The sequence below is a fragment of the Cupriavidus campinensis genome, assembly GCF_905397395.1.
Classification (GTDB): Bacteria; Pseudomonadota; Gammaproteobacteria; order Burkholderiales; family Burkholderiaceae; genus Cupriavidus; species Cupriavidus campinensis.
The window spans coordinates 1-12,054 of sequence record NZ_CAJPVH010000093.1 but is presented as its reverse complement, the minus strand read 5'-3'; the positions used below and the strand labels follow the sequence as shown (position 1 = coordinate 12,054).

The following is a 12,054-nucleotide window of genomic DNA, read 5'->3' as shown; positions in this document are numbered from 1 at the left end:
TTCCGTGCTTCCGGCTCAGTGTCCCAGTCCCAACTCCCCCGGACAAATATTCCTGAACCACCTGGCGCTTGAACGCCTCGTTGTACTTCGCCATGAAAAACACCCCAAAGGTTGAACGGGTGTCCAACTTTTGGGGTGCAGTTCACAAGGCGCCCTTTTTTATAGGCTTGCACTCACGCGCACTTTGATTTCCTCGAGGAAGGACGTGTAGGTGAAGCCCCAGAGCGACAGGTCGATGTGGTCGATGAATTCCTTCCGGTACGCGGCCTCCAGTTGGCCTGCGTTGTCCGTCTGGAATCGTTCGATCTCTTTAAGGACCTGTGCCCGGTCATCGGGGCTGGAACCCTCGATATACGCATCCATAACCTCCCCGAAGTTATCCCCAAACAAATCGTAGTCTTCATGGAAATAGCCACCGATAAGTTGGCCGAGTTCTGGGTATCTCTTGTGCACTTTCTTCCCTATCAAATATCGACGTACGCCGTAAGAATAAAGAACGGCATCCCGTTGTATTCCTCATTCTTGAGAACAACCGTGACATTGCGCCCTTCATTCACCTTTCCCGTTTGACGGCTTAGCACCTTACCGACGGGACGTGCGAATCGCTTTTCCAGTGTCAGGATCTGCTTGTTGGTGGATGACCACCCCAGAATCCGTGCGTGATATGCACTGAGCATTTCGGAGATTGCCGCTTCCGCAGTGGGCAGATTGAAGAATGTCGATGCGCTCCTACGGTCTGGCTCTCTGACCAGCCTCGCCCGCAACTGCGCCTCGGTCTGCGCGACGTGCTTCATGATCGTATGCCCACCGGGACCTTTCAGGGATTTCGCCTCGAACTCCATCAGGTGAAACCGCCCGGCGGTAATACTCGCCACCCGCGCCGCCTTCAGCATGCCAGCGAGGCCGAATCCCACACCAATATCCAGCGACAGCCCGATATTGCCGGCCATGTCCGGCGGCGCCCGCATGGTTTCGGCGAGCTTGGCGGCGCCCTGCTGAGTCAGTGTTGCAGTGTCGTGCCCGGTCCAGGCTTGTCGCATGCCGCGCCAGGCCGTGTCCGCGCCATGCATGCCGAACGCGATACAGCCAGCTTTCGTCACGCCAGTCGGTTCCGGCGCAATGCACAGCACCCCGGCACCCACCATTTCCAGCACGCCGCCGACGATGTCCAGCCCGCCCCATAGGCGGTTGGACATCATCTCCGTAGGACTGATCGATCGGTGCGCCAGCACCGCCGCCAGTTGCGGCGCGCTCATGACCACGCGCAAGCCGTCCATCTCGTCTGCCTGAGCCATCGGATTCCCCCCATGAAAAGAGAGGCCCGACGCTACCGACCCAGCGCCAGCGCACTATTGAGATGGCGCAAACCCACGCGGGAACAAGGAAATTTCGAGAGGACTACGATCGCTGACGCCAGCGTATCGCTCCCCTCTCCCCGCCCGGGTTGGAATCCCGGCCTTTTTTATATGGCCTCTTTCAGATGCCTTTGGACTTCCTCGAGGAAGGATTCGATTGTGAATCCCCAAACGGTCAAGTCAATCGCACAGTCGAACTCGCGCTGGAATGCCGCGTCGAGGTCCGCAATATGGTTCTTTCTGAATGCTTCGATTTCCAGAAGCATCGATTTCCACATAGTCGCGTCTGATTCGCAGATATAAGCACGAATCAACTCCTCCGCGTTCTGGCCCCACAAATCATAGTCCTGACCAAAATATATTCCGAGGAAATGGGATAGCTCCGTGTATCTCGTCTCGTCCATGACAGTTAGATATTCGTGTATGCGGTAAGAATATAGAACGGCATGTCGTTGTGCTGCCCGCGTTTCAGCACAACGGTTACAGTCCGTGCATCGTGCGATTTTCCCGTACTTCGTAGCAACACTCTTCCCACTGGCTTTCCCAAGATCCCCTTAAGCCTCAACGTGGAAGCACTGCCGGAGGCCCATGCCGCAATCTGTTTGCTTTGCGCACGCATCACGTCTGAAATCGCCTCTTCCGCCGCGCGTAAGTTGGTGAACGTTGAAGCCCTGTCCAGACCCGGTTCCCTGACAAGTCTCTCCCGCAGTTGCGCGTCAGTCTTTCCAACGTGCTTCCGAATCGTATGGCCGCCCGATCCGCCGGCGGTCTTCGCCTCGTGCTGCACCAAGTAAATCCGCCCTGTGGTAATACTCGCCACCCGCGCCGCCTTCAGCATGCCAGCGAGGCCGAATCCCACACCAATATCCAGCGACAGCCCGATATTGCCGGCCATGTCCGGCGGCGCCCGCATGGTCTCTGCGAGCTTCGTTGCGCCCTGCTGGGTCAGTGTTGCAGTGTCGTGCCCGGTCCAAGCTTGTCGCATGCCGCGCCAGGCCGTGTCCGCGCCATGCATGCCGAACGCGATACAGCCAGCTTTCGTCACGCCAGTCGGTTCCGGTGCAATGCACAGCACCCCGGCACCCACCATCTCCAACACGCCGCCGACGATGTCCAGCCCGCCCCATAGGCGGTTGGACATCATCTCCGTAGGACTGATCGATCGGTGCGCCAGCACCGCCGCCAGTTGCGGCGCGCTCATGACCACGCGCAAGCCGTCCATCTCGTCTGCCTGAGCCATCGGATTCCTCCCATGAAAAGAGAGGCCCGACGCTACCGACTCAGCACCAGCGCACTATTGAGATGGCGCAACTCCGCTCAGGAACAAGGAAATTGCGATCACCCCCTACCGATACAACACCTGCGGCAGCCACAGACCAATCCCCGGGAAGATATAGAGCAGGGCCAGCGCCAGGATCTGGATGGCCATGAAGGGGAGCATGCCGGCGAAGATCTGGTTCAGGGTGACGTGGGGCGGGGCCACGCCCTTCAGGTAGAACGCCGCCATCGCCACCGGCGGGGAGAGGAAGGCCGTTTGCAGGTTCAGCGCCACCAGCAGGCCGAAGAACAGCGGGTCGATGCCGAAGTTGTCCAGCAGCGGGATGAAGATCGGCATGAAGATGATGATGATCTCGGTCCATTCCAGCGGCCAGCCAAGCAGGAAGATGATGACCTGCGCCAGGATCATGAACTGCACCGGGGTCAGGTTCAGCGACAGCACCCACTCCTCGACCAGCGCCTGGCCGCCCAGCAGCGCGAAGGCGGCGGAGAAGATGGACGAGCCGACGAACAGCCAGCACACCATCGCGCTGGTCTTGGCGGTCAGGAACACCGAGTCGCGCACCACGCTGTAGTTGAGCTGGCCGTAGGCCAGCGCCAGCAGGGCCCCGCCGAGCGAGCCTACCGCCGCCGCTTCGGTAGGCGTGGCCAGGCCGAAGACGATGGACCCCAGCACCGCCAGGATCATCACCGCGAGCGGGAAGAACGACGACAGCAGCATCTTGAAGATTTCGAGCCGCGCGAAGTCGAACCGCCAGTAGAAATACACCAGCAGCAGCGCCACCACGGCCAGCGTGACCCAGAACCACGTGGGGGCGGGCCGGGACTCGCCGGTGACGTCGGCGGCGGCAGTCACATCGGCGGCGGGCGTCGCCAGCGTCGGCTTGGCCTCGGCGGGTGCCGGGGCCGGTACCTGGGCGATGGGCGGCGCGGCGGGCGTGGCCGGCGTCAGCGCATCGGGGGCAGGGCTGGCTTCCTCGGGGGGCGCCTGGAGGCTGTCAAAGGATGCCTCCCCCTCGGAAGAGGACGACGACACCGCACCCATTTCCTCGAGTCCGCCCGTGCCGGCGGTCACCAGCGGGGAGGTTACGGCCGCGTACATCAGGCTCATCGACACCGCCACGAAGATCGCCGGCATCAGCACCACGCCGAGCTGGCGCGCCACGTCGCGCATCGGCACATCGACATTGCGCCGGCCCTTGAGCCCCACCAGCAGCGCCGGCAGCGCGCGCCGGCTCACGGTGTCGCGCAGCGTGGTGGCCAGCGGCGACAGGCGCACCGTGCGCTCCTCCGCCGACAGCGGCGGCGCCAGCGCCGGCCGCAGCTTCGCCAGCACAACCACATACACAATGTAGAGCCCCGCCAGCAGCAGCCCGGGGAAGAACGCGCCCGCGTAGAGCTGCACCACCGACACCCCAGCCGTGGCGCCATAGACGATCAGCAGCACCGACGGCGGAATCAGGATGCCCAGGCACCCGCCCGCCGTGACCGCGCCGGCCGAGATCGACGTGCTGTACCCGGCCCGCAGCATGGCCGGGAACGCCAGCAGCCCCATCAGCGTGACCACCGCCCCGACGATGCCCGTGGCCGTGGCGAACACCGCGCAGGTAATCAGCGTGGCCACCGCGAGCGAGCCCGGGATCCACGCCAGCGCCAGGTGCAGGCTGCGGAACAGCTTCTCGATCAGGTTCGCGCGCTCCACCAGGTAGCCCATGAACACGAACAGCGGGATCGAGATCAGCACATCATTGGTCATCACCGCGTAGGCGCGCTGCACCATCAGGTCCAGCGTCTGCGCCACGGCGATTTCCGGATTGGCGTGCCGGTACGCGAGCCAGGCAAACAGCACCCCCATGCCCATCAGCGTGAAGGCGGTCGGAAAACCGAGCATGATCGCCACCACGATCAGCGCCAGCATCAGCAGCCCGAGATGGCCGTTCGTCCAGTCCGCGGGCGAGGGCATGAACACGAACACGGCGCCGACAATCAACGCCATCAGCGTCAGGCCGAACCACAGTTCCTTTCTCATCGCGCGATGCCCTCGTATTTTTCCGAAGTCTTGGCCGGTGCGGGCGTCGCCAGCACGTCCTCGCTGCTCACCATCTGGCGCAGCTTGTCCACATCCACTTCCTCCACGTCATCCTCGCGCGCCGGCCAGCTGCCCTGCTTCAGGCAGACCACACAGCGGATCACCTCGGCCACGCCCTGCAGCAACAGGAAGGCGCCCGCCACGGGAATCATGGCCTTGAACGGGTAGATGGGCGGCCCATCCGCCGCTATCGATGAATGCTCGTTCTGCGCCAGCGAGACCTCGAAGAAGTCGATGCCCGCCCAGGCCAGCGCGATCACGCCCGGGAAGAAGAAAAGTAAATAGAGTACGAGGTCGATGCCCGCCTGCGCGCGCGGCGAAAGAAAGCCGTAGAGGATGTCGCCGCGCACATGGCCGCGCTTGGCCAGCGTGTAGGCGCCAGCCAGCATGAACAGCGTGCCGTAGAGCATGTTGCTCACGTCGAACACCCACGCATGGGGCGTACCCAGCGCGTAGCGGGAAAAAACCTCGTAGCTGATGATCAGTGTCAGCACGATGATCAGCCACGACGCCGCCTGGCCGACGAAGGTGCTGATCCTGTCGATCCCGAACAGGAGCTTTTGCACGGAGATGCCTTTTCAGGGAACGGTGAGGAGGACGGCCGGCGGCGGGCCCGCGCGATCACGCGCGCCCCGCCACCTGCCTTCTAGCGTGGACCCAGCCTCGAACTCAGCCCTTCTTCGGCGCGAAGTAGTAGGAAGACGCCATCCGATAGTCGACGTTGGTGTCGTTCTGCCAGCGCGTGCTGCGCTGCGCGAACGCCTTCATCGAATCGTTCACCTTCTTGAACATCGGATTTTCCTTTTCCTTGCGCGCCACGATCTCGTCCCAGACCTTGAGCTGCGCCTGCAGCACCGAGTTGGGCGTGGCATAGAACTTCACGCCCTGCTGCTGCAGCGCCAGGTAGTCCTTCGAGTAGCGGTCGATGGCCTTCATCGACATCTCCGCCGAACTCGCGTCCACGGCATTGGCGATCAGGGCGCGCAGCTTCGGGTTCAGGGCGTCGTAGCGCTTCTTGTTGAAGATGATCTCGAACTGTTCCGAACACTGGTGGAAGCTGCGCAGCATGCAGACCTTCGACACATCCTGGAAGCCCAGCGCGCGGTCCGAACTCGCGTTGTTGAACTCGGCCGCGTCCAGCAGCCCGCGGTCCAGTGCCGGCACGATCTCGGCGCCGGGCAGCGCGTTCACCGCCGCGCCCAGACCGGTGAAGATGTCGATCGACAGCCCCACGGTGCGGAACTTGAGCCCCTTGAAGTCTTCCGGCTTGGTGATCGGCTTCTTGAACCAGCCCAGCGGCTGCGTGGGCATGGGGCCGTAGAGGAAGGACACCACGTCGAGGTTCAGGCTGCGGTAGATCTCCTCCTGGAGCTCCTTGCCGCCACCGTACTTGTGCCAGGCCAGCAGCATGTTCGGGTCCATGCCCCAGGCCGGCCCCGACCCCCACAGCGCGAGCGCCGAGTTCTTGCCGTACCAGTAGGCAATCACGCCGTGGCCGCCGTCGAGGGTTCCCTTGCTGACCGCGTCGATCAGGTCGAACGCCTTGACCACGGCGCCCGCCGGCAGCAGCTCGATCTTGAGTTCGCCGCCGGACATGTCGTTGACCTTCTTGACGAAGTCGCCCGCGAACTCGTGAAAAATATCCTTGGTGGGCCAGGTGCTCTGCCAACGCATCGTCACGGGGCCTTGCGCCTTGACGATGGCAGGGAAGCCCATCGTCGCGGTACCCACGGCGGCGGCGCCTGCACCGCCCATGAACTTGCGTCGTGACACCGCGCTGCCTTTCTGCTTTGCTGCCATGACTGTCTCCCCATTATCTGTATTGGATGGACCAATCGACGAACCGCACGGACACCCGTGCGCGCAGGCATGGCGCCTGCACGCACGGCTGAGAACAGTGGAAGGAAAGAGGTAGCGCGAGGCAGTGGGAAGGGTCCGCAGCATGCGAGTGCGGACAATATGAGACATTCCCCCGACCTTCAGTTGTCTGAATGTTAGGCAACAGGCATCGCGCCAACAATGTAGGGGATACCCGATTCCGCGTGCGGCAGGCCGCAGTCGGCAATGAAGAAAAAGCAGGAAAAGGGAAAAAAGGGGGGAAGCGGGAAAAGGCTAGTTGCCGTCCTGCTCGCCGGCGAGCGATTGCACGGCGTACTTCACCAGCCCGGCGCGGCCCTCGATGCCGAGCTTGCGCTTGAGGTTGAGGCGGTGGGTCTCCACGGTGCGCACCGACACGCCGAGTTGCGCCGCGATTTCCTTGTTGGCCAGCCCCCGGCCGATGCCGGCCAGGATGTCGCGCTCGCGGGGCGTGAGCGCGTCCACCGGCCCCACGGTCTGCTCGGCCATGCCGCGCGCGATCCGGGCGCTGTAGAACACGCGTCCGGCCAGCACGGCCTGGATGGCGGCCAGCAGTTCGTCGGCCGGGGCGTCCTTGAGCACGTAGCCACGCGCGCCGGCACGCATCGCCTGACGCACGTATTCGAGGTTGTCGTGCATCGACACGATCAGCACGGCGAGTTCCGGATAACGGTCGTGCAGCGCGCCGGCCAGCGCGATGCCACCCATGCCGCGCATGCCGATGTCGGTAATCACCAGGTCCGGGCGCCGTTCGGGGCCGGCGGCGGCCAGCCAGCCGAGCGCCGCCTCGCCGCCATCGGCCTCGCCCACCACTTCGAGCCCGGGCTGGAGCGTCAGGTGCATGCGCATGCCGTCGCGCACCAGCGCGTGGTCGTCGATCAACAGCACGCGGGCCGGCGAGGCGAGTGCGGAGGAAGGCGCGGAGGAAGGCGCCGGGGAGGTCGTGGCGTCGTCGTGCGAAGCGGTCATGACTGCGAAATTTCCGATACGGGGGCTGGGGCGGGCGGCGGGGCGGGCGGCGGGGCGGGCGGCTGGGCGGAAAGACGCGTCGGCAGCGTGGCCACCAGCCGGGTGCCGGCCGGCGAGGAACTCAGCACAAACTGGCCATCGAGCGCGGCCATGCGCTCGCGCAGGTTGCGCAGCCCGATGCCGCGCTGCGGGTCTGACTGCATGCGGGCGACGTCGAAGCCCGTGCCATCGTCGCGCACGGTCAGCCGCGTCTGCTTGTCTTCAAAGGCGAGCGCCACCTCCACGCGCCGCGCATGCGCGTGGCGCTCCACGTTGGTCAGCGCCTCCTGGGCGATGCGGAACAGCGCGGTGGCCTGCTCGTCGGCCAACTCGCAGGGCTGGCCGGTCTGGGTGACGTGGATCTCCAGCGTGCTGCCGGCCTGCATCTCGCGCGCCAGATGCTGCAGCGCAGCGAACAAACCCAGGTCGTCGAGCAGGGCGGGGCGCAGGTTGCGCGCCACGCGTCGCACCTCGTTGAACACCGAGTCGAGCCGGTTCAGCGCCATGCCCAGCACCGGCGCCACCGAGGCGCCCTCGGCCGGCGCCAGCTTGAGCCGGTTCGTGGCGGCCTCCAGCACCAGCTTCACCGACACCAGCAACTGGCTGATGCCATCGTGCAGCTCGCGCGAGAGCCGCGCGCGCTCCTCTTCCTGCGACTGCACCACCCGCCGGGCCAACTGGTGGAGCTTGGCGTCCGCCTCGCGGTGGTCGCTCACGTTGAGCGCGAGGCCGCCCGCCGCCACCAACAGGATGCTGATGCCGGCAATCACGCCGATCCACGCCATGGTCTCGCGGATGTCGGTTTCGGCACGCGCGTCGAGCTGGCGTAGCGTACGCTCCACATCGTCCAGATAAATACCGGTGCCGAGCATCCAGTTCCACGCGGGCACGGCCACCACGTAGCCAAGCTTCGGGGCGAGTTGCTGGGAAGACGGCTTCTTCCATTGGTAGCGCACCGCGCCGCCGCCGGCCTTGGCCGCCGCGATCAGCTGCTGGATGGTCAGCGCGCCCTGCGGGTCACGCATCAGCCACAAATCCTGGCCAACCAGTTCGGGCTGGCGCGGGTGCATCAGGTTGCGGCCCTGGAGGTCATAGAGGAAGAAGTAGCCGTCCGGGCCGTAGTCGAGCCGCGCCAGCGCCTCCATGGCGGCGCGGCGGGTGTCGGCATCGTTGCGGCCGGAGTCGACCATCGGCGCGATGGCGCTCTGCGCCAGTTCCACATAGTGGCGCAGCTCCATTTCCTTGCTCTGGAGGTAGGCCGCCTCCACCAGCGCGCGCTCGTGGCGGGCCAGCGCGGTGGCCTGATAGCGCACGGCCAAGGCGATGCCGAACATGGCCACCGCCAGCGGCGCCACGGCGAGCAACAGGATCTTCTGACGGAGTTTCATTTGGACCGGGGGTAAACACCGATGCCGGCAAGGCCGCGTCGCAGCGTCGCCTTACGTAGTACTACGCAAGCCCGTTGCGTAGTTACGCGCTTGTGCCGGCTGGAGCGGGTGTCAATACTACACGCCGGATTGGCGGTGCGCCCCTGCGCCGCTCAATCCGTTGCAGTCAGCGCGCCGCGCCCGCGGCCCGGTGCGCTCCTGCCTGCCGACCAGATCCGGAACAGACGAGAACAGACCGGGCACGCCGCAGACATCCAGGAGACCCCCTTTCCTCGCAGGATCGTCCGCCGCTGCCCCGGCACCCCCACCTCTGCCCGCCATCCGCGTCGCCAGGTTTTTCATTTCCGGTCTGAGGAGACCCTTCAACATGAATCGCATCGGACAACACCTGTTGTGGCTGGCCGTCGCCGTGCTCGGCGCGTTTGCCTTCGCCACCGTCGCGCTGTCGCGCGGGGAAGCCGTCAGTGCGCTGTGGATCGTGGTTGCCGCGCTCTGCATCTACCTGATCGCCTACCGCTACTACAGCCGCTTCATCGCCGACAAGGTGATGCAGCTCGACCCCAAACGCATGACGCCCGCGTGGCGCCACAACGACGGCCTGGACTACGTGCCGACCAACAAGGCGGTGCTGTTCGGCCACCACTTCGCCGCCATTGCCGGCGCCGGCCCGCTGGTGGGCCCGGTGCTGGCCGCGCAGATGGGCTACATGCCCGGCATGCTGTGGATCCTGGCCGGCGTGGTGTTCGCCGGTGCGGTGCAGGACTTCATGATCCTGTTCATCTCCACGCGCCGCGACGGCCGCTCGCTGGGCGATCTGGTCAAGTCCGAAATGGGCACGGTGCCCGGCATGATCGCGCTGTTCGGCTGCTTCATGATCATGATCATCATCCTGGCGGTGCTGGCGCTGATCGTGGTGAAGGCGCTGGCCGGCTCGCCGTGGGGCACCTTCACCGTGGCGGTGACCATCCCCATCGCGCTGTTCATGGGCATCTACACCCGCTACATCCGCCCGGGCCGCATCGGCGAGGTCTCCGTCATCGGCTTCGTGCTGCTGATGCTGGCCATCATCGGCGGCCAGTACGTGCACGAGAGCGCCACGCTGGCGCCGCTGTTCACCTACGACGGCAAGGCCCTGACGTGGATGCTGATCATCTACGGCTTCATCGCCGCCGTGCTGCCGGTGTGGCTGCTGCTGGCGCCGCGTGACTACCTGTCCACTTTCCTGAAGATCGGCACGATCATCGCGCTGGCCATCGGCATCGTGATCGTCGCGCCGGAGCTGAAGATGCCGGCGTTCACGCAGTTCGCCCAGGGCGGCGGGCCGGTGTGGTCGGGCAACCTGTTCCCGTTCCTCTTCATCACCATCGCCTGCGGCGCGGTGTCCGGCTTCCACGCGCTGATCTCGTCGGGCACCACGCCCAAGCTGCTGGAGAACGAGTCGCACGCGCGCTTCATCGGCTACGGCGCGATGCTGGCCGAGTCCTTCGTCGCCATCATGGCGCTGGTGGCCGCCTCGGTGATCGAGCCGGGCGTGTACTTCGCGATGAACAGCCCGGCGGCCGTGATTGGCACCACGCCGGAAGCCGTGGCCCAGGTGGTGTCGACGTGGGGCTTTGTCATCACCCCTGACGTGCTGATCGAAACCGCCAAGAATGTCGGCGAGAACACGATCATCTCGCGCGCCGGCGGTGCGCCGACGCTGGCCGTGGGCATCGCCCACATCCTGCACCAGGTGGTGGGCGGCCAGGCCATGATGGCGTTCTGGTACCACTTCGCCATCCTGTTCGAAGCGCTGTTCATCCTGACCGCCGTGGACGCGGGCACCCGCGCCGGCCGCTTCATGCTGCAGGATCTGCTGGGCAGCTTCGTGCCGTCCATGCGCCGCACGGAATCGCTGCCGGCCAACCTGATCGCTACCGCGCTGACCGTGGCGGCCTGGGGCTACTTCCTGTACCAGGGCGTGGTGGATCCGCTGGGCGGCATCAACACGCTGTGGCCGCTGTTCGGCATCTCCAACCAGATGCTGGCCGCCGTGGCGCTGGTGCTGGGCACCTGCGTGCTGGTGAAGATGAAGCGCGGCCAGTACGCGTGGGTGACCGCTCTACCGACCGTGTGGCTGCTGATCTGCACGCTGACTGCTGGCTGGCAGAAGCTGTTCGATGCCGATCCGAAGGTCAGCTTCCTGACCCACGCGGCCAAGTTCAGCGACGCCATCGCCCAGGGCAAGGTGCTGGCCCCGGCCAAGACGATGGAGCAGATGGACCGCATCGTCTTCAACGACTACCTGGACGCCGGCCTGTGCGCGCTGTTCATGTTCGTGGTGCTGTCGATTGTCTTCTACGGCTTCAGGACGGCCCTGCAGGCACGCGGCATCACCAAGCGCACGGACAGCGAGACGCCGTTCGAGCCGCTGCCGGCCGGCACCTCGGCCGCGCAGCACTGATCAAGCACCTTGATCGCCATCCACAGGAGGCCACCATGCTGGATCAAATCGGGACCATGGGCCGCTACCTCGGCCAGTCGCTGCGGCTGATGGTCGGGCTGCCCGACTACCAGACCTACGTGGCCCATATGGAGTCCACCCACCCGGACCGCGCGCCAATGACGTACGAGGAATTCTTCCGCGAACGTCAGGAAGCCCGGTACGGCGGCGGGCAGGGCAAGTGCTGCTGACGTCACCCACAATGACGTGACGAAAGCGACCCTCCGGGGTCGCTTTTTTCATCCCGGATAATCAGGTGTTGCGTTTACACCGCGATTTTTAACCAATAGATACCGTTTCTGGAGCGGGTTACAGGGCCTCACAACTGGTTACAGCAACGGCACGGCCCGTTCTCTACACTCCGGTTCCAGATGCACGACTGATAAAGGAAAATACGATGTCTCGCCATCTTCGCACCCTCACTCTGGCCCTTGCCCTCTCGGCGGCTGCGCTGCCGGCGTTCGCAGGGGGTGACCTGAACAATGCACTCGGCGGTGGCCTGGGCGGCGTAGCTGGCGCAGCCGTGGGCGGCGCGCTGGGCGGCAGCACCGGCTCCGTGATCGGCGGCGCGGTGGGCGGCGGTGCCGGCGGCGCGCT

11 protein-coding genes and 1 pseudogene are annotated in these 12,054 nt (G+C 65.0%); 3 read left to right on the top strand and 9 right to left on the bottom strand.

Annotation, left to right across the window (positions count from 1 at the left end; all coding sequences use genetic code 11):
* Nucleotides 1–159 precede the first annotated feature (159 nt).
* The 9 genes from KHO18_RS26980 to KHO18_RS26940 form a co-directional block, all read right to left on the bottom strand.
* Nucleotides 160–453, bottom strand: a complete 294-nt coding sequence (locus tag KHO18_RS26980) for a contact-dependent growth inhibition system immunity protein (protein ID WP_211944211.1) — start codon at nucleotides 451–453, stop codon at nucleotides 160–162.
* Nucleotides 454–464: 11 nt separating this feature from the next.
* The gene (locus KHO18_RS26975) at nucleotides 465–1,295 is read right to left on the bottom strand and encodes an RNase A-like domain-containing protein (RefSeq protein ID WP_211944210.1); all 831 of its coding nucleotides are present in this window, start codon (nucleotides 1,293–1,295) and stop codon (nucleotides 465–467) included.
* Between the two features lie 167 nt (nucleotides 1,296–1,462).
* Complete coding sequence (locus tag KHO18_RS28785) at nucleotides 1,463–1,759, bottom strand: contact-dependent growth inhibition system immunity protein (RefSeq protein ID WP_186296975.1); 297 nt, start codon at nucleotides 1,757–1,759, stop codon at nucleotides 1,463–1,465.
* 5 nt (nucleotides 1,760–1,764) lie between these two features.
* Entirely contained in the window at nucleotides 1,765–2,595 is an 831-nt protein-coding gene (locus tag KHO18_RS26965) for an RNase A-like domain-containing protein (protein WP_144202640.1), read from the bottom strand.
* Nucleotides 2,596–2,700: 105 nt separating this feature from the next.
* Complete coding sequence (locus tag KHO18_RS26960) at nucleotides 2,701–4,662, bottom strand: TRAP transporter large permease (RefSeq protein ID WP_144202643.1); 1,962 nt, start codon at nucleotides 4,660–4,662, stop codon at nucleotides 2,701–2,703.
* Nucleotides 4,659–5,288, bottom strand: coding sequence for a TRAP transporter small permease subunit (locus KHO18_RS26955; protein WP_144202645.1), 630 nt, complete (start codon nucleotides 5,286–5,288; stop codon nucleotides 4,659–4,661). Before KHO18_RS26955 ends, KHO18_RS26960 begins: the two co-directional genes overlap by 4 nt.
* Nucleotides 5,289–5,391: 103 nt before the next feature.
* Nucleotides 5,392–6,522, bottom strand: coding sequence for a TRAP transporter substrate-binding protein (locus KHO18_RS26950; RefSeq protein WP_144202647.1), 1,131 nt, complete (start codon nucleotides 6,520–6,522; stop codon nucleotides 5,392–5,394).
* Between the two features lie 312 nt (nucleotides 6,523–6,834).
* Nucleotides 6,835–7,548, bottom strand: coding sequence for a response regulator (locus tag KHO18_RS26945; protein ID WP_280527779.1), 714 nt, complete (start codon nucleotides 7,546–7,548; stop codon nucleotides 6,835–6,837).
* Nucleotides 7,545–8,975 (bottom strand): cache domain-containing protein, encoded by a 1,431-nt coding sequence (locus tag KHO18_RS26940; protein ID WP_211944209.1) that lies wholly within the window; start codon nucleotides 8,973–8,975, stop codon nucleotides 7,545–7,547. The genes KHO18_RS26945 and KHO18_RS26940 overlap by 4 nt, the downstream gene beginning before the upstream one ends.
* A 367-nt stretch (nucleotides 8,976–9,342) precedes the next feature.
* On the opposite strand from KHO18_RS26940, the gene KHO18_RS26935 reads away from it, so the two are divergent.
* The 3 genes and pseudogenes from KHO18_RS26935 to KHO18_RS26925 form a co-directional block, all read left to right on the top strand.
* Complete coding sequence (locus KHO18_RS26935) at nucleotides 9,343–11,418, top strand: carbon starvation CstA family protein (protein WP_211944208.1); 2,076 nt, start codon at nucleotides 9,343–9,345, stop codon at nucleotides 11,416–11,418.
* Between the two features lie 35 nt (nucleotides 11,419–11,453).
* The gene (locus KHO18_RS26930; protein WP_092291010.1) at nucleotides 11,454–11,648 is read left to right on the top strand and encodes a YbdD/YjiX family protein; all 195 of its coding nucleotides are present in this window, start codon (nucleotides 11,454–11,456) and stop codon (nucleotides 11,646–11,648) included.
* Nucleotides 11,649–11,854: 206 nt separating this feature from the next.
* A pseudogene (locus KHO18_RS26925) lies at nucleotides 11,855–12,054 on the top strand (hypothetical protein); the annotation flags it as partial.

Coding starts and splice junctions, on each gene's coding strand:
- KHO18_RS26940 (WP_211944209.1), bottom strand. CDS start 8,975: ATGAAACTCCGTCAGAAGATCCTGTTGCTCGCCGTGGCGCCGCTGGCG.
- KHO18_RS28785 (WP_186296975.1), bottom strand. CDS start 1,759: ATGGACGAGACGAGATACACGGAGCTATCCCATTTCCTCGGAATATAT.
- KHO18_RS26965 (WP_144202640.1), bottom strand. CDS start 2,595: ATGGCTCAGGCAGACGAGATGGACGGCTTGCGCGTGGTCATGAGCGCG.
- KHO18_RS26935 (WP_211944208.1), top strand. CDS start 9,343: ATGAATCGCATCGGACAACACCTGTTGTGGCTGGCCGTCGCCGTGCTC.
- KHO18_RS26930 (WP_092291010.1), top strand. CDS start 11,454: ATGCTGGATCAAATCGGGACCATGGGCCGCTACCTCGGCCAGTCGCTG.
- KHO18_RS26950 (WP_144202647.1), bottom strand. CDS start 6,522: ATGGCAGCAAAGCAGAAAGGCAGCGCGGTGTCACGACGCAAGTTCATG.
- KHO18_RS26960 (WP_144202643.1), bottom strand. CDS start 4,662: ATGAGAAAGGAACTGTGGTTCGGCCTGACGCTGATGGCGTTGATTGTC.
- KHO18_RS26975 (WP_211944210.1), bottom strand. CDS start 1,295: ATGGCTCAGGCAGACGAGATGGACGGCTTGCGCGTGGTCATGAGCGCG.
- KHO18_RS26945 (WP_280527779.1), bottom strand. CDS start 7,548: ATGACCGCTTCGCACGACGACGCCACGACCTCCCCGGCGCCTTCCTCC.